Genomic DNA, 20336 nt, shown 5'->3' with positions numbered 1-20336 from the left:
CAGTTCCTCACCGAGAAGCTGAAGCGCGCCGGGATCGCCTGCACGCCGGACGAGATCATGATCGTCTCCGGCTCGCTGCAAGCGCTCGACCTGGTCAATCAAACGCTGCTCGCCAAGGGCGACACCGTGCTGATCGAGCAGGAGACCTATCAGGGCTCGCTGAACCGGCTAGCGCGGCTCGGCGTCAACGCGGTCGGCATTCCCCTCGATGGCGAGGGCATCAGGATCGATGCGCTGGCCGCAGCGCTCGCCGATCACAAGCGGCGCGGCATCACGCCGAAATACATCTACACCATCCCGACGGTGCAGAACCCGACCGGCTCGATCCTTCCCGAGGGCCGCCGCGCCGAGATGCTGAAGCTGTCAAAAGAATACGGCGTGCCGATCTTCGAGGATGATTGCTACGCCGACTTGATCTGGAACGGCGAACGGCCGCCTGCGATCTATGCGATGAGCAAGCACGGCGGCGTGATCCATATCGGCTCGTTCTCGAAGTCGATCGCGCCGGCGCTGCGGGTCGGCTTCATCGTCGCGCCCTGGGAGATCATGTCGCGGATGCTGCCGCTGAAGACCGACGCCGGCTCCGGCGCGCTGGAGCAGATGGTGCTCGCGGAATACTGCGCGCCGCATTTTTCGACCCATGTGCCGCGACTGACCAAGGGCCTGCGCGCCAAGCTCGACACGCTGATGGAAGCGCTCAACGAGCAGTTCGGCACCGCGGCCGAGTTCGAGGCGCCCAAGGGCGGCATCTTTCTCTGGGTCAAGCTGCCCGACAATGTCGATACGCTGAAGCTCTACCAGGCGGCGCTGGCCGCCGGCGTCTCGATCAATCCGGGACCGGAATGGTCGACCAGCAAGGCCCACTCCGGCAGCCGGCTCCGCCTCTGCTTCGCCAGCCCCTCGCACGACCAGATCCGCGAAGGCGTCGCCGTGCTCGCCGAGGTATGCCGCAAGGAGTTCGGCGTGCCGGCGCGCAGCAGCAATGTGGAGAAGCGCGGTCAGTGACCCCGCATTCACGCGCCTCACGCGGTCAGGTGAAACTCCACATTCACCTGGCCGCTCCCGCTCGACGGGAAGTAGTCACAAAGCTGCTCCGAGGCGCCACGGAAATCGTACCAGCCGAGCGCGGCAAACAGCATGATGGTGTCGGCCATACCGCCCTCGCCGTTGCACTTCGTGGCGTAATCGGGGAGCATGTCGAGAAATTCCCGATAGCGGCGCTGCTGCCACAGGTCGAGCACACGCAAATCGACCTGGCGGTTGAATTCGCTGGCGATCGATGTCCAGGCTTCGGGGCCGAGCTGCTTGTTGGGCAACAACCGATGCGATAGCGATCCGCTGGCAAGCAGCGCAACCCGCTCGCCGGACCGGGCGATCGCCCGGCGGGTCGCTTCGCCGAGCAGCCTGCTCTCCTCCATCGACGTGAACAGCGGCGACGCGACCGAGACCACCTTCGCCCAACCCTCCGGGTTGAGGTAGTGCATCGGGACGATGGTGCCGTATTCCAGACCAAGGCTTTCGATCTGGTGCGCCATCACATTGAGGCCGTCGCTTGCCGCTTCGCGCGCAATCGCTTCGGCAAGCGACGTGTTCCCCGGCAAATCGTAGCCCAGGTCCTTGATCATCTGCGGTGCCTCGTGGCTCGTGAATGAGCCGCGATGCCGGGCATTGGCGTTGATGTGGTAGCCGAAATTCGATAGCCAATGAGTATCGAACACCACAAAGGTCGACACCCCGCGTTCCCTGGCGCGGCGGCCGAGTTCGCGCAATGCTGCGACCGCCTTGCCCCTCACATCGTGCAGCGGATGATCGACGGGCTCCGATAGCATCAGAGACGGTACATGGCTGACCTTGGCGGCAAGTACGAGTTCGCCCATCGAAGCAACAATCCTTTCCTGGTCAGGCTGCCTTGGTGACGTCGCTGCGGAACGCGTTCAAGATTCGCAGCAGCAGCACGATTGAAACGTTGCCTTTGCCCGCCTCGATGAGGGCAATGTAGCGCTGCGACACGCCGGAACGGCGAGCCAGTTCGCGGCGCGTCATGCCGATATTGGCCCGCGCCCCGCGCACGGCAGCGCCCAGTTGCAGCAGGAAATCGCTTTCGGAAAACGACGCCGCACCAGGCGCGGCGGAACGTACCGATCGGTCTATGGAGGAACGATTCCCTGTCACGACATGCCCCTTGTGGTCGCTCATTGTCGACGAACGCGGCCCCCCGTCCTTGATGCGGATCAATGACAGGAAGCCGGCGGGGCCGGCCGCTCACCTCACCGAGAACGGCGCCTGATAGGGTCGGCCGAACGGCACGCCGTTGACCACGGTCTGCACCGGCTTCAGCTGCAGATTGCCGTCGCGCTTGTTGTTGCGGGTGTCGACGAAGGTGACCGGGCCCTCGACGAGGTCCATGATCGCGACGTCGGCGGGCGCGCCGCGCTGCAGCGTGCCGATCTTCGGGGTGCGGTTGATGATCCGCGCCGGCACCGAGGTCGCCATCGCGACGACCTGATCCAGCGAGGAGCCCATCGCAAGGAACTTGCTCATCACATTCGGCAGGAACGGGATGCCGGGCGAGTTGCCCGAGAAGACGTGGATGTCGGAGGAGATCGTGTCGGGCGTGCAGCCGGCAGGGATCGCGATCTCGGCCACCGTGAAATCGAAACTGCCGCCGCCATGGCCGACATCGAACAGCACGCCGCGCTGCTTGGCCGCGAGCGCCGCCGGCAGCAGCTTGCCGTCCTGCACGATGTTGGTGAAGGCGCCGGACATGTTCGGCGCGCCCGAATAGGCGTGAGTGAGGATATCGCCCGGGCGCAGCAGATCGAGGATGTCGGACATCAACTCCCTGGTCTCGACGCCGCCGATATGCACCATCATCCGCGCCGGCCAGCCGCACATCTCGCAGGCCTGGATGCCGCGCTTCAGCGGCTCGATGCCATGCTTGAAAATGACGTTCTCCGACATCCGCACCTTGACCCCGATCAGGAAGTCCGGGTTCTCGGCGAGCGCCATCGCGCAGGCTTCGACCTGGGCGTTGTCGATGTTGTAGAGCTCGGCCACCGGGAAAGCCGACAGGCCGTTGTTGGCGATGTGGACGAAGGCGTAGATCCGCGCCCGCGACTGCGCCACGATGAAGCGCCGCAGCGCCGCGAGATTGTTGACGCCGGCATCCCCGGCCGAGACCACGGTCGTGGTGCCCTGGAATTGCACCAGCTCGTCGGCGGGAATGCCGATCGCGGATCCGTAGGGGTAGACATGGCAGTGCAGATCGACGAGGCCCGGCATCACCAGCTTGCCCGACGCGTCGATGGTCTTGCCGGCGCGCGCAGCCGGGATCTCGTCCTCGATCGCCTCGATGAAGCCCCAGCGGATGCCGATGTCCCGCTTGCCGCGCAGCGACTGGCTGGGATCGATCACCTCGCCGCTCTTGATCACGAGGTCGAACTTGTCGTCCGGCCCCATCGCCGCAGCGGCCTGCCCTGCGATGACCGCAGCAGCGGCCGATCCAGTCCCCTTCAAAAAATCCCGGCGTGAAAATCCACTCACGACAACGTCCCCCCGAGCATTGATTTTTATGGCGTGATGATGCGTCGGACGCGGTGGTTACGCAAGGCCGCCTGAACAACCGTTCAGAAAACTCCGCCGGTTCCTGAGGAACGTTTCGATGCCTGCACGGTTTTCCCCTCGCATCATTTGAGGAGGATGAAATGAAAAAGATTGGTTTTGTTCTTGCGGCGATCGGTACGCTTGCAGTGGCCGTTCCGTCGATCGCGAGCGCCGAGACCGTCGTGATCAAGCGCGGCCATCACCACCACTGGGATCGTGGTTGGGGCGCGCGCGCCGAGATGCGCCATGACCGTGGTTGGCATCGCGGCTGGCATCACGACCATGACCGCACGGTCGTGATCAGGCGGGATCGCTACTAAGGAATCGATAGCGAAGGCCTACAAACACGAAAAGACCGACACAACGGAAAATGGCTCCTCGCGGAGCCATTTTCTTTTTCAACATTCGTATCGGATAGTCGACGGCTCAATCCCATGCCGGGGCAAAGCCCGGATTGACGCAGCGCATGTCCTTGCGCAGCGCGGCGATCGCCTTGCGATCGTCGTCGTCGAGGCTGACCTTCAGCGCGTCGAGATTGGCCTGTTGGCTTTCGGCACGCGAGGCTTTCGGGATCGCCGCGACGCCGTCCTGATCGAGCAGCCATTTCAGCGCCACCTGGGCTGCGGTCGCGCCATGCTTGCTGCCGATCCTGGCAAGCGTCTCGTCGGTTGCGAAACGTCCCTGCGCCAGCGGACAATAGGCCACCAGCGGGATCGATTTCGCGGCGAGATATTTCCGCACCGGCGTCTGGTCCAGCATCGCGTGATATTCGATCTGGTTGCAGGCGATCGGCGCCTTGATATCCTCGACCACGGTCTTGAGCAGAGCGGTGGTGAAATTGGCGACCCCGATCGCGCGGACGCGGCCCTCCTCCTTCAGCTGCATCAGCGTCTCGAACACGGCCGGCAGCTTCATGCTCCGCGACGGCCAGTGCACCAGATAGAGATCGACGTGATCGAGCCGCAGCTTCTTCAGGCTGGCGTCGAACGCGTTCCGGATTGCATCCGGCGCCAGGTTCTCGTGCCAGACCTTGGTGGTCACATGCAGGTCCTTGCGCGCGACCTTCGCCGCCGCGATCGCCTCTCCGATCGCCTCTTCGTTGCCGTACATCTCGGCGGTGTCGATGTGCCGGTAACCGAGCCCGAGCGCGCTCTCGACCGCCGCACGGCAAGCATCGCCCTGCATGCGGAAGGTGCCGAGCCCGAGCTGCGGCAGGCTGATGCCCTGTGTTTGCAGATTTTCCATGGATAGCTCCTGACGCGTGGGACGCCGATGAAATCGACGACCTCACGCCAGCAAATCAGCTGAAAGGAATGAAATTGGCAGAACTGCCGCTGTGCAGTCTGCCCGCAAACCGGCCCTTCGGGCAAGGCGCCCCGCAATCAAGATGTCGCGACGGGATTGAAGGCTGACCTAGATATGCTGTGCCATGATCTGGCCGGGCCGCGCGTCCGGCCGCGGTTCGATGTCGACCGACCAGAGATCGTGGTTGTCGACGTCCTTCAGCGTCACCGTCATCACGCCGGTCCTGCCGTCGATATCGACGCGGCCGAAGAATTGCAGGCCGAAGCACGGCGCGAGGTTGTCGCCCTGCTCGGCCGAGCAGCCCTTCTGGTACATCGCCTTCGGGCCAAAAGTGTTGTCGAGCTCGCCCGGCGACCAGGTGCCGGCGTGCAGCGGGCCGGAGACGAACTCCCAGAACGGCTCGAACTCCTGGAACACCGCGCGGTTCGGATCATAATGATGCGCAGCGGTGTAGTGCATGTCGGCGGTGAGCCACACCGTGTTGCGGACCCCGGCGCGCTTCATGAACGACAGGAGATCGGCGATCTCGTGCTCGCGTCGCTCGGGCGGGCCGTCGCCGAGCGCGACCGCGTCGAGGCTGACGAGACCGATCGGCAGATCGGCTGCGATCACCTTCCAGACAGCATCCGAGGCCACCAGCTCGCGCTTGAGCCAGGCGAGTTGGCTCGTGCCGAGGATGAAGGCCTGGTCCGGATCGCCCTGCTTGTTCCAGCTGGAATCGCGGTAGGAGCGCATGTCGATGATGAAGACGTCGAGCAGCGGCCCATAGGCGATCTTGCGATAGACCCGGCCGTCGCGCTCCGGCATCAACCGCATCGGCATGAATTCGTGGAAGGCGCGGCGCGCCCGCGCCACCAGCCGCGAGCTGCCGTCCGCATCGTAGCCGGTCGCGTCGGACGTGCCGATGGGCGACCAGTCGTCGGCCACCTCATGGTCGTCCCACTGCGCAAAGACAGGCACTTCGGCGTGGAAGGCGCGAAAATTCCCGTCGAGCCAGTTGTATTTGTAGTTGCCGCGAAACTCATCGAGGCTGTGCGCAACGACGGATTTCTCCTCGGTGACGATATTGCGCCAGATTTCACCGTTCGGCAGCACCTGCTGCGACGGCACCGTGCAATCCGCATAGATGTGATCGCCGGAATGGATGAAGAAGTCCGGGCGCTCGTTCAGCATGGTGCGGTAGCTACGCAAGCCGCCGCGCGCGGGGTCGATGCCCCAGCCCTGCCCGACCACGTCGCCGGACCAGACGAACGAGACCGAGCGGCGATCGACCGGCGCGGTGCGGAAATGCCCGACCCGGCTTTCGCCTGATATGCCGTCGCAGTCCTCGAAGCTGATGCGGTAGAACAGGTCCTGGCCCGGCGGCAGACCATCGAGCAGCAGCTTTGCGGTGAAGTCGCGCTCGCGCAGCGCGTCGGCGGCCGCGCTGCGCAGGATGGTAGCGAAGCTCTCGACCGCAGCGCATTCGATACGCATGCGCGCGGCGCGATCGGCGCGGGCCCAGATCACAGCGGAATCACTTGCGACGTCACCGGACTGGATGCCCGCGATCCCAGGGCGATCCGCCGCACGGCTCAGATAGGGTCTTGCCAGCGCGCCCAATCCCGCCAGCGCGGCCGTGGACGCCGAGCGCACCAGAAGCTGACGCCGGGTGAGGCCTCGCCGCCTCGCGGAGATCGCAGTCGGCATTCGGTAACCTTCGTCATATCCTGACGAGGGTTTTGCCTGCGCCGTTTGACTCCGGACTTACAGTTTCTTGACTCTCCGCCGACGGTTTTGCGACGGCGGGATGACTCGGGGGAGACATGGCCATGACGGCTTACCCGTCATCCTGAGGTGCGCGCCCAGCGGCGCTCTTGCGCGGCTGGGCGAGCCTCGAAGGATGAATCGGCCACAGGTGGGGCCGTGCATCCTTCGAGACGCGCGCAAGAGCGCGCTCCTCAGGATGACGGGGTTGGTATGGTGCGAACGCGTACGTAAGCCGGCGTGACACCGCCGGGTAGCTTCACCGCTGCCAGTTGCAGATGCCGCCGGTGCGGCACGGCCAGGTCTGGATCCGTGTGTCGCGGGCTTCCGCATTGAGCGGGTTGGAATGCCGGCGCGCGAGCTTGGCGCGGGCCGGAACGTGCGCGACCGCGCGCTTCCGCTCATGCGGCACCATCTCACGAGGCTCCGTCACTCGGGTCGTCCGCACGGGCTTTTGCCGCTCGACCTTCGGTTCCTCGACCTTCGGTTCAGCGGCCGCATGCTGATCCGGACCGTGGTCAGTCTTCGCCTCGACCGGAACCGGCTCGAACTGCGCCGGCGGACCAAGCGGCTTCGGCGACAATACGGCCCGGGAGAGATCGAGGCTGAAGAACTCGCTCGGGCGGTAGTCGTCGGCCAACGCCGCGCTGCCCAGAGCGAGGGACGCGGTACAAACGGTTGCAACGAAAACGCTTTTCAGGACCGTCAAAAGGGCCTCCTGAATCACTCGAACAGAACAGCCATCATGTAGGGACCCGGCCGCGCGAATCCAGCCGCAGGTTGCGGGCAGGGTTATCGGTCAACCAAGCCGGCCGTGGAAAGTTCCCCGACCTGCCTGGGGCCCCGTTCCGATGGAATCGGAACGCGGCTCCGGATTCTTTGCTCTGACGCGTTTTCTTCACGCGAGCCGGTAGCCGCTTCGCTCGAAAACGCTCTGCCCTATTCCGCCGCCTGCGCCAGCGGCTGGCCGATCGCGCGCTCCAGCCGCGCGCATTCGGTGCGGTAGCGGGTGACGTTGCCTTCCTTGATGTGACCATAGCCACGCACGAGGTCCGCGGCCTTCGCCAGCGCCACGAGGCGCGGCAAATCGAGCGGCTTCTTGCCGTCGAGATGACGCAGGATCATCGCCGAATACTCGACCGGCAATGCTCGCTCCATCTTGCGCTCGGCGGTATAGCCGAAGATGTCGAACGCGGTGCCGCGCAGGCCCTTCAGCCCCGCCAACAGTCCGAACGCCTTGAAGATCCACGGCCCGAATTCGCGTTTCTGCAGCCGCCCGGTGACGGGATCGCGCTGCGCCAGCAGCGGCGGCGCCAGCAGCGGCGGCGCCAGCAGGACCTTCAGACCGGAATTGCCCTCGAATTGCTCCCGCAGCGCCTTGCTGAACTCGCCGTCGGAATAGAGCCGCGCGACTTCGTATTCGTCCTTGTAGGCCATCAGCTTGAACAGGCCTTTTGCAAAAGCCTCGGTCAGGTCCTGCGAGCCCGGAGCTGCCGCGGCCTCGGCTGAGCGGACACGCGCGACGTCGTCGAGATAGCGCTTGGCGTAGGCCGCATCCTGATAGTCGGTTAGGAATTTGGCGCGGAACGCAATCGCCTCATCGAGCGTCTTCTTGGCCGGCGCGGCACCGGCGCTCTTGAACCGCGCGGCACTGACCACGCGCGGCAGATCGTGCGCGGCGAGTCGGCCCCACGAGAACGCGGTCTTGTTCATCTCGATCGCTGCGCCATTGAGCTCGATCGCCTTCAGGATGGCCTCCAGCGACAGCGGGATCGCGCCGCGCTGGAACGCGAAGCCGAGCATGAAGGCGTTGGTGGCGATGCTGTCGCCCATCAGCGCCGTGGCAAGCCCGGTGGCATCGAGGATGTCGAGATCACCCGGCGTTACCGCGCCGTTGAGCGCATCGCGCATCGAGCTCGCCTCGAAGTCGATATCGGGATCGATCACGAAGCTCGCAGTCGGCAGCAAATCGGCGTTGACGACGGCGCGGGTGACGCCGCGCTCGGCGCGGCTCAGCGCCGGCACGCTGGTGGCGACGACGAGGTCGCAGCCCAGGATCAGATTGGCATTGCCGGGCGCGATACGGACCGTGGTCAGCATGTCGGAGGCAGGCGCCAGCCGGACGTGGCTCATGACCGCGCCGTTCTTCTGCGACAGGCCGGTGAAGTCGAGCGTCGAGCAGGCGAGCCCTTCGACATGCGCGGCCATGCCGAGCAGCGCGCCGATGGTGATCACACCCGTGCCGCCGATGCCGGTGATCAGGATGTTATAGGGGCCAGCCAGGGCGGCCGCGGGCGGCGTCGGCAGGTCGGCGAACAGCGCCTTGGGATCGGCGGCAGTGCGGTCGGCCTTGCGCAGCTTGGGATCCTGCACCATCACGAAGCTTGGGCAGAAGCCCTCGATGCACGAGAAATCCTTGTTGCAGTTCGACTGGTCGATGCGGCGCTTGCGGCCGAGCTCGGTCTCCAGCGGCTGCACCGAGACGCAGTTCGACGCCACCGAGCAGTCGCCGCAGCCTTCGCAGACCCGCTCGTTGATGAAGACGCGCTTGGCCGGATCAGGAAACAGCCCGCGCTTGCGGCGGCGGCGCTTCTCGGCAGCGCAAGTCTGGTCGTAGATCAGGACGGTGAGGCCCTCGATCTCGCGCAAGGTACGCTGCACGGCGTCGAGCTCGCGGCGATGATGAATGGTGGCGCCGGACGGGAAGTAGTTGGCGGGATATTTGTCGGGATCGTCGGAGACGATCGCCAGCTTCTTGGTACCCTCCGCCCAGACCTGATGCGCGATCTGCGCCACCGTGAAGCCGCCTTCGGCGGGCTGGCCGCCGGTCATCGCGACCGCGTCGTTGTAGAGGATCTTGTAGGTGATGTTGACGCCGGCCGCCGCGGCCGCGCGCAGCGCAAGCAGACCTGAATGGGTGTAGGTGCCGTCGCCGAGGTTCTGGAACACGTGCTGTTCGCTGGTGAACGGCGCCTGCCCGATCCAGCTCACGCCCTCCGCGCCCATATGCGAGATGGTCTGGGTGTTGCGGTTCGGCACCGACAGCGCCATGCCATGGCAACCGATGCCGGCCATGGCGCGGCTGCCCTCGGGGATCTTGGTCGACGAATTGTGGGGGCAGCCCGAGCAGAAATACGGCGTGCGCGACAGCTTCGCGGCGCCCGTGCCCTCGGCCGGGCGATCGAACGCCTCGAGTTTTGCCAGGCGCTGCTCCAGCAGCGGGCTGCGGTGGCCGAGCTTGCGCAGCCTCGCCACCACGGCGGCCGCGACCATGGTCGGCGTCAGCTCGCCCTCGCTCGGGAGCAGAGGCGCGCCGCTCTCGTCGCGCTTGCCGACCACCGACGGGCGCCTCGACGCGTCCATGTTGTAGAGGATGCGGACCAGCTGGTCCTCGATGAAGCCACGCTTCTCCTCAACCACAAGCACGTCCTGCAGGCCCTCGGCGAAGGCGCGCGCGCCGTTGGCTTCAAGCGGCCATGTCAGCGCCACCTTGTAGATGCGCAAGCCCAGCGCCTGCGCCTCGGCATCGGTGATGCCGAGATCGGCGAGCGCCTGGCGCAGATCGAGATAGGCCTTGCCGGTCGCCATGATGCCGAGCCGCGCCGGCTTGGAATCCAGCACGATGCGGTCGAACCGGTTGGCGCGGGCGAAGGCCGCGACCGCCTCCATCTTGGGTCCGTGCAGCCTGCGCTCGGCCTCGAGCGGCGGGTCCGGCCAGCGGATCGAGAGGCCGCCCGGCGGCATCTCGAAATCGTCGGGCACGATGATCTTAATGCGATCGGGATCGCTGACGATCGAGGCTGAGCTCTCCACCGTCTCGGAGATCGCCTTGAAGCCGACCCAGCAGCCGGAATAGCGCGACAGCGCAAAGCCGAGGATGCCGAGATCGAGATAGTCCTGCAGCGTCGCCGGATTGACCACCGGCATCAGCGCCGAGGCGAACACCTGCTCGCTCTGATGCGCCAGGGTCGAGGACTGGCAGCCATGGTCGTCACCGGCCAGCGCGATCACGCCGCCATTCGGCGAGGTGCCGGCGGAATTGGCGTGCTTGAGCGCATCGAGCGAGCGGTCGACGCCGGGCCCCTTGCCGTACCAGATGCCGAACACGCCATCGACCTTGGCGCCGGGGAACATGCCGACCTGCTGGCTGCCCCATACCGCCGTCGCCGCCAGGTCCTCGTTGAGGCCGGGAACGAAGGCGATGTCGTGCTCTCTGAGGAACGATTTCGCCCGCCACAGCGCGTGATCGTACATGCCGAGCGGCGAGCCGCGGTATCCGGAGATGAAACCGGCGGTGTTCAGCCCGTGCGCGCGGTCGCGTTCGCGCTGCAACATGGGCAATCGGACCAGAGCCTGGGTACCGGAGAGGAAGATTCGCTTTGTGTCCAACCGGTACTTGTCGTCCAGTCCAACGTCCATCAACGCCATCAGTCTCACGCTCCCCGCCGGTTAAGTCACGCCGGTCCGAACCGGTCTCATTAGCTTGTCCATGATCATGCATCAGCATGCACTGATTTTGTTATGCATCAACAGCCCCGTTTCCATGGCCACAGCACATATCTCGTTGTTGCTCTGCGAGGCCTTGCCGCTCTGCGAGGCCTTGTTGCTCTGCGAGGCTTGCCGAACCCCGGCATCTTTGAAACGGTGGCGCGCAAAGGGAGACCAAGGATGATTAAAGTCGAATCCGCGTTCACCACGGAAATCGTGGAGAAGGACAATCTGCTGGTGGGTCCCTGGCGCAGCCCGAAGCAGATGCTACAGGCCCAGACCTACGACTCCCACGCTTCGATCCACGACGATGCAACCGCGCAGAAGCTCGGCTTCCGCGGCGGCACCATCGAGGGGCCGACCCATTTCAGCCAGTTCGCTCCGCTCGGCGAACGGATCTGGGGCCGCGCCTGGTTCGAGACCGGCTGCCTGTCGGCGCATTACCGCAACCCGGTGTTCGAAGGTGAGGAAGTACAGGCCCAGATCGAGAAGCCGAAGCCGGGCCAGACCGTGTGCGAGATCGGGATGATCAAGCGCGACGGCACCGAGATCCTGCGCGGCACCGCCTCGATCGACGGTGACGGCACCGAGACGGCGCTGAGCCGCAGGCTCGGCGAATTGAAGCCGCTGACCGATCCCGTGATCCTCGCCGACGTCAAGGTCGGCATGAAGACCGCCCGGCAGGCGATCAAGATGGATTTCGACCAGAACATGGGCGACCTCTATCCGTTCTCGCTCGCCGACAAGCTGAAGGTGATCACCGAGCCCTCGGATGGCTATTACGCGCAGGAGCACAATCCGTGGGGCCGCGCCATCATCCCGATGGAGATGCTGAGCGTGCTGTTCCAGTACCGCGCGCGCGAAGACCGGCTGCCGGTCCGCGGCCCCGCCGTCGGACTGTTCGCCGATCAGGAAATCCGGCTGCTGCGCGGGCCGCTATTTCCCGGCGAGACCTATTGGGTCGAGCGCGAGGTCGTCGCCCTTTCGGGCAGCAAGCGCACCGAGAGCATGTGGGTGCGCTCGACCGTGTTCGATTCCGACAACGCCGTGGTCGCGACCATGCTGCTCAACGGCGCCAGCATGAAGGACTCTTACGCCAACTACGCGAGCGAGCACAAAGCCCTCTACGGCTGAAGCGCTAGAGCATGATCCGGAAAAGTGCGAAGCGGTTTTCCCTCGCGACAAACGCCAAAGGCGTTTGCGCGGAGATCATGCTCAAACGATGAACTAAAGCGCGATGACGATTTCTCATCGCGCTTTAGCCGCCCCGTTCCGCAAGCCGCCGAACCAAGGACAACAACAATGGCCCGCCTGCCCTATCTCGAAGCCGATCAGGTCGCCCCCCGAATATCGCGACATGCTCAGGCGCAACACCAATCTGCACAAGCTGCTGGTGAACTCGCCGGACATGGCGCGCGCCTTCAACGGCATCGGCGGCTACATCCGCTTCAAGAGCAAGCTCGACCCGCGGCTGCGCGAGCTTGCGATCCTGCAAGTCGGCTGGCTGGAGAAATCCGAGTACGAGTTCACCCACCATGTGAAGATCGGCAAGGAGTTCGGCGTCACTGACGAGGACATCAGGGGTCTGATCGCGGAGACTGACGGCAAGCCCTCGAACCTCGAGCCGCTGGCGAAGGCGATCCTCAAGGGTGCCCGCGAGATGGTGCGCGAGCTCGCGATGTCGGAGGCGACCTTCGCCGAGATCAAGCGAGAGCTCTCCGACGAGCACATGACCGACCTCGTGCTGACGATCGCGTTCTACTGCGCCGTGGTGCGCGTGCTGGCCACCATGCAGATCGACAACGAGCCAACCTACAAAGAGGTACTGCAACAGTACCCGATCCCGGGAGTGAAGTGACATGCGCCTGCAAGATCGCGTCGCCATCGTCGTCGGCGCCGGCCAGAGCCCCGGCGAGGGCATCGGCAACGGTCGCGCCACCGCACTGACCTTCGCGCGCGAAGGCGCGAAGGTGCTGTGCGTCGATCACAATCTGGCGTCGGCGCAGGAGACCGTCGACCTGATCGCGGCCAAGGGCGGCACTTCGGTCGCCTTCAAGGCCGACGTCACCAAGAACGCCGACATCAAGGCAATGGTGGCGGATGCGCATGGCCGCTGGGGCAGCGTCGACATCCTGCATAACAATGTCGGCGTCAGCCTCTCCGGCGGCGATGCCGAACTGCTCGACATCACCGAGGAGGCGTTCGACCGCTGCGTGGCGATCAACCTGAAGAGCTGCATCCTCGCCGCCAAGCACGTGATCCCGATCATGCGCCAGCAGCAGCGCGGCTCGATCATCAACATCTCGTCAATGGCCGCGATCACGTCCTATCCTTACGTCGCCTACAAGGCGACCAAGTCGGCGATGATCGCCTTCACCGAACAGCTCGCCTACCAGAATGCGCAATATGGCATTCGCGCAAACGTGATCCTGCCGGGGTTGATGAACACGCCGATGGCGGTGGACACGCGCGCCCGCGAATTCAAGAAGAGCCGCGCCGAGGTCGAGGCCGAGCGTGACAGCAAGGTGCCGCTACGTCACAAGATGGGCACCGGCTGGGATGTCGCCAATGCGGCGCTGTTTCTCGCCTCCGATGAAGCGAATTTCGTGACCGGTGTCACGTTGCCGGTCGACGGCGGTGCAAGCGTACGGCGTGGTTAACCAGCCGCTTTAACCCGGTTAATCCTGGCGATTAACCCGGTTAATCCCGACGATTAACCTATGTGACCACGCGCGGTTAATCTCTGTGACGCAATCACGCGCTATTGCGCCGCAATGATTCGAAAAAATTGAAGTATTCCAATGACACGGCGATGTGACGGCGCGTCCACATAAATCGAAATCCTGACTCGTTGTGGTCGCACGAAATTCATCTGCGCTCTGTATCTCGCACGCCAAGAACTTCTGGAGTGCCTGGACCAATGAGCGAAGAATTCGAACTCAGACCCGATCAGTGGGATGCGCTGAAAGCGTTGCGGGCTCCCGCAGCAAACCCTTCACGGCTGAACCGGTTTGCCGTCGAAAGCCTGATCACGCTTGGTTATGTCGCAGTACGAGGCGACGCGTTTGAGCTGACGCCCGCGGGCCGCAAAGTGCTGGTCCGCGGTTCGTCACTTCTGCTGCTCGATATCGCAGCCTGATTCCTTCAAAGCTGACATCAAGCTTACACACGCGGCATCATGCCGCGTGTGCTTTTCCGGGAATGGTCGCCTCGCCGTGCTGCGTCAACGGCTTCATGCCGGTGAGCGTGCGCAACAGCACATAGAACACCGGCGTCAGGAACAGGCCGAACACCGTGACGCCGATCATGCCGGAGAACACCGCGACACCCATCGCGCGCCGCATCTCCGAGCCCGCGCCGGTCGACAGCACCAGCGGCAGCACGCCCATGATGAACGCCATCGACGTCATCAGGATCGGCCGCAGCCGCAGCCGGCTCGCCTCGATCGCTGCGCGGATCGGTGAGCGCCCGGCGAATTCGAGCTCGCGCGCGAATTCGACGATAAGGATGGCGTTCTTGGCCGACAATCCGACCAACACGATCAGGCCGATCTGGGTGAACACGTTGTTGTCGCCCTTCGACAGCCAGACGCCGAACATCGCGGCCAGGAGGCCCATCGGCACGATCATGATGATCGAGAGCGGCAGAGCCAGACTCTCATAGAGCGCGGCGAGCACCAGGAACACCAGGAGGATCGCGAGCGGAAACACCCAGATTCCGGAATTGCCGGCGATGAACTCCTGGTAGGTCAGGTCGGTCCATTCGAAAGCAAAGCCGGGCGGCAGCACTTCGGCCGCGATCCGCGTCGCCGCCTCCTGCGCCTGGCCGGAGGAGTAGCCCGGTGCGGCTGCGGCATTGATGTCCGACGACAGGAAGCCGTTGTAGCGGATCGCACGTTCCGGCCCCGCGCTCTGGCGGACCTTCAACAGCGCCGACAGCGGCACCATGTCGCCGGACGACGAGCGCACCTTCAACTGCCTGATGTCGTCGGCCCGCGCGCGGAACGGCGCGTCCGCCTGCACATAGACCGAATAGGTGCGGCCGAATTTGTTGAAGTCGTTGACGTAGTAGGAGCCGAGATAGATCTGCAGCGTGTTGAAGACCTCCGTGACGGGCACGCCGAGCTGCAATGCCTTGGTGCGGTCGATGTCCGCGAACAGCTGCGGCACGTTGACCTGGAAGCTCGAGAACACGCCGGCGATCTCCGGTGCCTTCTGCATCGCCGCCATGAACGCCTTGGTCGCGTCGTTCAGCGCCTCATAACCGAGGCCCGCGCGGTCCTCGATCTGCAGCTTGAAGCCGCCGATGGTGCCGAGGCCGTTGACCGGCGGCGGCGGGAACATCGCGATGAAGGCATCCTGGATGCCGGCATATTTCTTGTTCAGCGCCGCCGCGATCGCCGGTCCTGAGAGCGACGGATCCTTGCGCTCGTCGAACGGCTTCAGGGTCGAAAACACGATGCCGGCATTGGAGGAGTTGGTGAAGCCGGAGATCGACAGGCCGGGAAACGCCACCGAGCTCTCGACACCCGGCTGGGTCAGCGCGATGTCGCTCATCTTGCGGATCACTTCCTCGGTGCGGTCGAGCGTCGCGCCGTCGGGCAGCCGGGCAAAGCCGACCAGATACTGCTTGTCCTGGCCCGGCACGAAGCCCGACGGCACCTGCTTGAACAGCACGCCGGTCACGCCGATCAAGAGCACGTAGAGGCCGATCACCACGGCCTTGCCGTAGATCACCTTGGTGACGGTGCGGCCGTAGTTCGCGGACGACTTGGTGAAGACCTTGTTGAAGCCGCGGAAGAACCAGCCCAGCGACTTCTCCATGACCCGGGTCAACCAGTCCTTCGGCTCGTGATGGCCCTTCAAGAGCAGCGCCGACAGCGCCGGCGACAGTGTCAGCGAGTTGATCGCCGAGATCACGGTCGAGATCGCAATCGTCAGCGCGAACTGCTTGTAGAACTGTCCGGTGAGGCCGGAGATGAAGGCGAGCGGCACGAACACCGCGATCAAGACCAGCGCGATCGCGATGATCGGGCCGGACACTTCGCGCATCGCCTGGTTGGTGGCATCGCGCGGCGACAGGCCGGACTCGATGTTGCGCTCGACGTTCTCGACCACGACGATGGCGTCGTCGACCACGATGCCGATGGCGAGCACCAGGCCGAACAGGCTGAGCGCGTTGATCGAGAAGCCGAACACGTGCATCACCGCGAACGTGCCGACGATCGACACCGGGACCGCGATCAGCGGAATGATCGAGGCACGCCAGGTCTGCAGGAACAGGATCACGACCAGCACGACGAGCGCGATCGCCTCGAGCAGGGTATGGATGACGGCCTCGATCGACGACCGCACGAACTGCGTCGGATCGTAGACGATCTGGTACGACACGCCTTCCGGCATGTTCTTCTTGATCTCGGCCATGGTGGCGCGGACATGGTCGGAGATCTCCAGCGCGTTCGACCCCGGCGCCTGGAAGATCGGGATCGCGACCGCCTGCTTGTTGTCGAGCAGCGAGCGCAGGCCGTATTCGGAGGCGCCGAGTTCGATCCGGGCGACGTCGCGCAGCCGCACCACCTCGCCGGCCGAACCGGTCTTCACCACGATGTCGCCGAACTGCTCCTCGGTCGACAGCCGTCCCTCGGCGTTGACGGAGAGCTGGAGATCTATGCCCTTGACGCTGGGCGAGGAGCCGACCACGCCGGCCGCGGCCTCGACATTCTGGGCCTGGATCGCGCGCACGACGTCGCTCGCGGTGAGGCTATGCTCGGCGGCCTTCTGCGGATCGACCCAGACCCGCATCGAATAATCGCCGGCGCCATAGAGCTGGACGTCGCCGACGCCGTCGATCCGCGCCAGCCGGTCCTTGACATTGAGCACTGCGTAGTTGCGCAGATACGTCATGTCGTAGCGGTTGTTCGGCGATAGCAGATGCACGACCATGGTGAGGTCGGGCGAGCTCTTCTTGGTGATGATGCCGAGCTGGCGTACCACGGCCGGCAGGCGCGGCTCGGCCTGCTGTACGCGGTTCTGCACCAGCTGGGTCGCCTTGTCGGGGTCGGTGCCGAGCCGGAACGTCACCGTCAGCGTCATCGCGCCGTCGGTGGTCGCCTGGCTCGACATATAGAGCATGCCTTCGACGCCGTTGATCTGCTCCTCGATCGGCGTTGCGACCGTCTCGGCGATAATCTTCGGATTGGCGCCGGGATAGGTCGCGCGCACCACCACCGACGGCGGCACCACATCGGGATATTCCGAGATCGGCATCGCCACCAGCGAGATCAGACCCGCCAGGAAGATCAGGATCGATAGCACGCCGGCGAAGATCGGCCGGTCGATGAAGAATTTTGAGAGATTCATGGCTCCGCCCCCGCGTGCAGCGCCTAGCGCTGCACGACGTGCTGGTTGGTTTCAGTGGATGCCTGCTGCATGCCGCGCGCGCCCATCTCGGCGACTTCCATCTTCAGAAGTGCGCCGGGGCGCACGCGCTGCAGGCCGTTGACGACGATGCGGTCACCGGATTTCAGCCCGGCGGTGACGATCCGCAGGCCATCGACCGCGCCGCCGAGCGTGACGGAGCGATAGACGGCGCGGCTGTCATCGCCGACCAGCATGACGAACTTCTTGTCCTGGTCGGTGCCGACGGCGCGCTCGTCGATCAGAACCAGCGTCTGCTGCTTGGGCTGGCCCATGCGCACGCGCGCGAACTGTCCGGGGATCAGGCGGCCGTCGTCGTTCTTGAAAACGGCGCGGACGCGGATGGTGCCGCTCTGCCCGTTGACCTGGTTGTCGATCAGCTGGATGTGCCCCTTGGCGCTGAGGCCGCCCGACGTCACCATGTCGACCGGGATCTGATCGAGATTGCCGCGCTTGCCGGAGGCATCCGCGATCGAGTTCAGCGCGCGCAGCACGACTTCCTCGTCCGCATCGAAGCTCGCATAGATCGGATTGACCGAGACCAGCGAGGTCAGGACCGGCGAAGATGTGCCCGCGGCGACGAGATTGCCGACGGTGACCTCGATCCGGCCGACCCGGCCGTCGACCGGTGCGCGGACCTCGGTGTAATCGAGATTGAGCTTTGCGGTCTGCAGCGCGGCCTCGGCGGCCTTGACGTTGGCGATCGCCTCGCGATTGGCGTTGTCGCGCTGGTCGAAGTCGCGCTTGGTGACGATGTTGTTGCCGACCAGCTGCGCGCCGCGCTCGACTTCGCTCGTGGTGAACACGACGCGGGCCTTGGCCGCCTCGAGCTGGGCCTGCGCGCGGTCGACCTCGGCCGCGTAAGGCGCCGGGTCGATCTTGAACAGGACGTCGCCGGACTTCACCAGCGCGCCCTCGGTGAAGTTGGTCGAAAGGATCGCGCCGGCCACCCGCGGCCGCAGCTGGACGCGGTCGACGGCCTCGAGCCGGCCCGAGAAGTCATCGAACAGGGTGGTCGGCCGCGGCTGGATCACGGCGACGGTGACCGGCACCGCGGGTTCGGGCGCGGCGGCGGTCGCGGTCGCCTGCGCGGCATGGAAATAATGGCCGGTCGCGATCGAACCGGCGACGGCCAGGGCGCCAAGGATCACGGCACCACCGACGACGCGTCGGAACCGGCCTGAACGGGGATTTTGGGTTGACGAGGGCATTCACGCGCTCCAGATATCTGTAGTGTTCGCTACAAATGTGGAGCTGGACGCCGGTTCGCAAGATACTTATGTATCGAGCACTACGAATTAATTATCTCATTCATGGGGAAATGGGAAGTCGCGGAAAAACATCACGTGCAACAAGAGGATAAGCCAGGGACAATCCGTCACAGAAACGGCACCCGGCTTACGGAGTAACGAGAAATGGGAATGGGACGCCCCCGCGCCTTTGACGCGGACGCCGCTTTGGACCGGGCCATGGACGTGTTCTGGCGCCACGGATACGAGGGCGCGACCATCGCGCAGCTCACCGAGGCGATGAGCATCAATCCCCCGAGCCTCTATGCCGCCTTCGGCAGCAAGGAAGGCCTGCTGAAGGCTGCGCTCGACCGCTACACCGAAAAGCGCGACGCCTGGATGGACAGGGTGCTCAACGCCGCGACCGCGCACGAGGTCGCCGAACGATTTCTGATGGAGCATGCGGACGCCCAGACCGACCCCGCGAACCCGCCCGGCTGTCTGCTGGTCCAGGGCGGCCTTGCCTGCGGCACCGGCTCGGCGAATGTTCCGTTCGAACTGGCGGCGCGGCGCACCCGCACCGAGGACCAGTTGCGCGAACGCTTTGTCCGCGCCAAGGCCGAACATGACCTCGGCGAGAGCGTCGATCCGGCCACGCTTGCGCGTTATCTCTCCGCGGTGACATCGGGCATGTGCGTGATGGCCTCCTCGGGCGCGAACCGCGAGACGCTGCGCGAGATCGCCGCAGTGTCGCTGAAGGCGTTCGAAGAGCAGACAAAGGGCTGAGCCACCCTTGGCATCACCACATCGTCTGCCGCGCGCGCTCCGGCCATTCCCGATCGTACTTCTCGCCGCCGACCGTGTGCTCGCTCATCTCGGCAAGAATCTGGCCCGGCGTCGGCAGGCCCCTCGGATCGACCTGCTTGTCCGGATTCCAGAGGTCGGAGCGCACGATCGCACGCGCGCACTGGAAGTAGATCTCCTCCACGGTCATCACGATCACCGTGCGCGGTGCCTTGCCTTCCATCTTGAAGGAGGCAAGCAGCTCCGGCTCGGCCGTGACATAGGCGCGGCCATTGACGCGCAGCGTGCTGCCCGAGCCCGGAATCAGGAACAGCAGCCCGACGCGGGGATCGCGCACGATGTTGCGCAGCGAATCGCAGCGATTGTTGCCGCGGCGATCCGGCATCATCAGTGTCTTCGGATCATGGATGCGCACGAAGCCCGGCAGGTCCCCCCGCGGCGAACAATCAAGTCCCTCGGGGCCCGAGGTCGCGAGCGACACGAACGGCGATTTCTCGATGAGCACACGATAGAGCGGCGTCACGTGATCGGCGACCTTCACGGTCGAAGCGTCGTTCGGGAAGCCGTAGATCGCCTCAAGCTGCTCGATCGTAGAGATCACCGACATTCGTGCTGTTCTCCTTTGTGGCTAGGTTCTTGTTTCGACGCGTTTTCTTCACGCGAACCGGCATCCACTTCGCTCGAAAACGCTTTATTCGTCCCAGCGTTCGCCCTTGATGATGCGGACAAGCTGTCGCGCGTGATA

At 64.7% G+C, this 20336-nt stretch carries 17 protein-coding genes; 7 read left to right on the top strand and 10 right to left on the bottom strand.

What is annotated here, in order from left to right; all coding sequences use genetic code 11:
- Positions 1-1005, top strand: a 1005-nt coding sequence (locus AC628_RS08295; protein WP_074126228.1) for an aminotransferase-like domain-containing protein, incomplete at its 5' end; no start/stop codon positions are given.
- Between the two features lie 17 nt (positions 1006-1022).
- On the opposite strand, the gene hpaD is transcribed toward AC628_RS08295, so the two are convergent.
- From hpaD to AC628_RS08280, 3 genes are all read right to left on the bottom strand, one after another.
- On the bottom strand, positions 1023-1877 hold the full coding sequence (gene hpaD, locus AC628_RS08290) for a 3,4-dihydroxyphenylacetate 2,3-dioxygenase (RefSeq protein WP_074126227.1): 855 nt from the start codon (positions 1875-1877) through the stop codon (positions 1023-1025).
- 22 nt (positions 1878-1899) lie between these two features.
- On the bottom strand, positions 1900-2196 hold the full coding sequence (locus tag AC628_RS08285; protein WP_083632707.1) for a helix-turn-helix domain-containing protein: 297 nt from the start codon (positions 2194-2196) through the stop codon (positions 1900-1902).
- A 66-nt stretch (positions 2197-2262) separates the two neighbouring features.
- Positions 2263-3543: an amidohydrolase family protein gene (locus AC628_RS08280; protein ID WP_074126226.1), complete on the bottom strand. Its 1281-nt coding sequence runs from the start codon at positions 3541-3543 to the stop codon at positions 2263-2265.
- A gap of 161 nt (positions 3544-3704) precedes the next feature.
- Between AC628_RS08280 and AC628_RS08275 the strand changes: the two genes are divergently transcribed.
- Positions 3705-3923 (top strand): hypothetical protein, encoded by a 219-nt coding sequence (locus AC628_RS08275; protein WP_050423087.1) that lies wholly within the window; start codon positions 3705-3707, stop codon positions 3921-3923.
- 106 nt (positions 3924-4029) lie between these two features.
- Here the strand turns inward: AC628_RS08275 and AC628_RS08270 are convergent, their stop codons facing one another.
- From AC628_RS08270 to AC628_RS08255, 4 genes are all read right to left on the bottom strand, one after another.
- Entirely contained in the window at positions 4030-4848 is an 819-nt protein-coding gene (locus tag AC628_RS08270) for an aldo/keto reductase (protein ID WP_074126225.1), read from the bottom strand.
- Between the two features lie 168 nt (positions 4849-5016).
- Complete coding sequence (locus AC628_RS08265) at positions 5017-6597, bottom strand: alkaline phosphatase D family protein (protein ID WP_074126224.1); 1581 nt, start codon at positions 6595-6597, stop codon at positions 5017-5019.
- 316 nt (positions 6598-6913) lie between these two features.
- On the bottom strand, positions 6914-7294 hold the full coding sequence (locus AC628_RS08260; protein WP_245321091.1) for a hypothetical protein: 381 nt from the start codon (positions 7292-7294) through the stop codon (positions 6914-6916).
- A 299-nt stretch (positions 7295-7593) separates the two neighbouring features.
- The gene (locus AC628_RS08255; protein ID WP_074126223.1) at positions 7594-11082 is read right to left on the bottom strand and encodes an indolepyruvate ferredoxin oxidoreductase family protein; all 3489 of its coding nucleotides are present in this window, start codon (positions 11080-11082) and stop codon (positions 7594-7596) included.
- Between the two features lie 240 nt (positions 11083-11322).
- Here AC628_RS08255 and AC628_RS08250 point away from each other — a divergent pair, with 240 nt between their 5' ends.
- The 4 genes from AC628_RS08250 (at position 11323) to AC628_RS08235 (ending at position 14281) form a co-directional block, all read left to right on the top strand.
- Entirely contained in the window at positions 11323-12276 is a 954-nt protein-coding gene (locus tag AC628_RS08250; protein ID WP_074126222.1) for a hotdog family protein, read from the top strand.
- A 223-nt stretch (positions 12277-12499) separates the two neighbouring features.
- Positions 12500-13000 (top strand): carboxymuconolactone decarboxylase family protein, encoded by a 501-nt coding sequence (locus AC628_RS08245; protein WP_245321090.1) that lies wholly within the window; start codon positions 12500-12502, stop codon positions 12998-13000.
- A 1-nt stretch (position 13001) separates the two neighbouring features.
- The gene (locus tag AC628_RS08240; protein WP_074126221.1) at positions 13002-13802 is read left to right on the top strand and encodes an SDR family NAD(P)-dependent oxidoreductase; all 801 of its coding nucleotides are present in this window, start codon (positions 13002-13004) and stop codon (positions 13800-13802) included.
- A 260-nt stretch (positions 13803-14062) separates the two neighbouring features.
- Entirely contained in the window at positions 14063-14281 is a 219-nt protein-coding gene (locus AC628_RS08235) for a hypothetical protein (RefSeq protein ID WP_050423097.1), read from the top strand.
- 37 nt (positions 14282-14318) lie between these two features.
- Here the strand turns inward: AC628_RS08235 and AC628_RS08230 are convergent, their stop codons facing one another.
- Both AC628_RS08230 and AC628_RS08225 read right to left on the bottom strand, forming a co-directional pair.
- Positions 14319-17501, bottom strand: coding sequence for an efflux RND transporter permease subunit (locus AC628_RS08230; RefSeq protein ID WP_074126220.1), 3183 nt, complete (start codon positions 17499-17501; stop codon positions 14319-14321).
- Between the two features lie 23 nt (positions 17502-17524).
- On the bottom strand, positions 17525-18769 hold the full coding sequence (locus AC628_RS08225) for an efflux RND transporter periplasmic adaptor subunit (RefSeq protein WP_074126219.1): 1245 nt from the start codon (positions 18767-18769) through the stop codon (positions 17525-17527).
- Positions 18770-18973: 204 nt separating this feature from the next.
- On the opposite strand from AC628_RS08225, the gene AC628_RS08220 reads away from it, so the two are divergent.
- Entirely contained in the window at positions 18974-19573 is a 600-nt protein-coding gene (locus AC628_RS08220; RefSeq protein ID WP_074126218.1) for a TetR/AcrR family transcriptional regulator, read from the top strand.
- A gap of 13 nt (positions 19574-19586) precedes the next feature.
- Here the strand turns inward: AC628_RS08220 and AC628_RS08215 are convergent, their stop codons facing one another.
- The gene (locus AC628_RS08215; RefSeq protein ID WP_074126217.1) at positions 19587-20198 is read right to left on the bottom strand and encodes a pyridoxamine 5'-phosphate oxidase family protein; all 612 of its coding nucleotides are present in this window, start codon (positions 20196-20198) and stop codon (positions 19587-19589) included.
- Between the last annotated feature and the right edge of the window lie 138 nt (positions 20199-20336).

This window comes from Bradyrhizobium sp. NAS96.2, assembly GCF_001908235.1.
Taxonomy (GTDB): Bacteria; Pseudomonadota; Alphaproteobacteria; order Rhizobiales; family Xanthobacteraceae; genus Bradyrhizobium.
The sequence above is the reverse complement of the archived record's forward strand: the minus strand, read 5'-3'. Positions and strand labels throughout refer to the sequence as shown.

Coding starts and splice junctions, on each gene's coding strand:
- AC628_RS08265 (WP_074126224.1), bottom strand. CDS start 6,597: ATGCCGACTGCGATCTCCGCGAGGCGGCGAGGCCTCACCCGGCGTCAG.
- AC628_RS08270 (WP_074126225.1), bottom strand. CDS start 4,848: ATGGAAAATCTGCAAACACAGGGCATCAGCCTGCCGCAGCTCGGGCTC.
- AC628_RS08240 (WP_074126221.1), top strand. CDS start 13,002: ATGCGCCTGCAAGATCGCGTCGCCATCGTCGTCGGCGCCGGCCAGAGC.
- AC628_RS08220 (WP_074126218.1), top strand. CDS start 18,974: ATGGGAATGGGACGCCCCCGCGCCTTTGACGCGGACGCCGCTTTGGAC.
- AC628_RS08275 (WP_050423087.1), top strand. CDS start 3,705: ATGAAAAAGATTGGTTTTGTTCTTGCGGCGATCGGTACGCTTGCAGTG.
- hpaD (WP_074126227.1), bottom strand. CDS start 1,877: ATGGGCGAACTCGTACTTGCCGCCAAGGTCAGCCATGTACCGTCTCTG.
- AC628_RS08245 (WP_245321090.1), top strand. CDS start 12,500: ATGCTCAGGCGCAACACCAATCTGCACAAGCTGCTGGTGAACTCGCCG.
- AC628_RS08285 (WP_083632707.1), bottom strand. CDS start 2,196: ATGAGCGACCACAAGGGGCATGTCGTGACAGGGAATCGTTCCTCCATA.
- AC628_RS08250 (WP_074126222.1), top strand. CDS start 11,323: ATGATTAAAGTCGAATCCGCGTTCACCACGGAAATCGTGGAGAAGGAC.
- AC628_RS08215 (WP_074126217.1), bottom strand. CDS start 20,198: ATGTCGGTGATCTCTACGATCGAGCAGCTTGAGGCGATCTACGGCTTC.
- AC628_RS08230 (WP_074126220.1), bottom strand. CDS start 17,501: ATGAATCTCTCAAAATTCTTCATCGACCGGCCGATCTTCGCCGGCGTG.
- AC628_RS08225 (WP_074126219.1), bottom strand. CDS start 18,769: ATGCCCTCGTCAACCCAAAATCCCCGTTCAGGCCGGTTCCGACGCGTC.
- AC628_RS08255 (WP_074126223.1), bottom strand. CDS start 11,082: ATGGCGTTGATGGACGTTGGACTGGACGACAAGTACCGGTTGGACACA.
- AC628_RS08235 (WP_050423097.1), top strand. CDS start 14,063: ATGAGCGAAGAATTCGAACTCAGACCCGATCAGTGGGATGCGCTGAAA.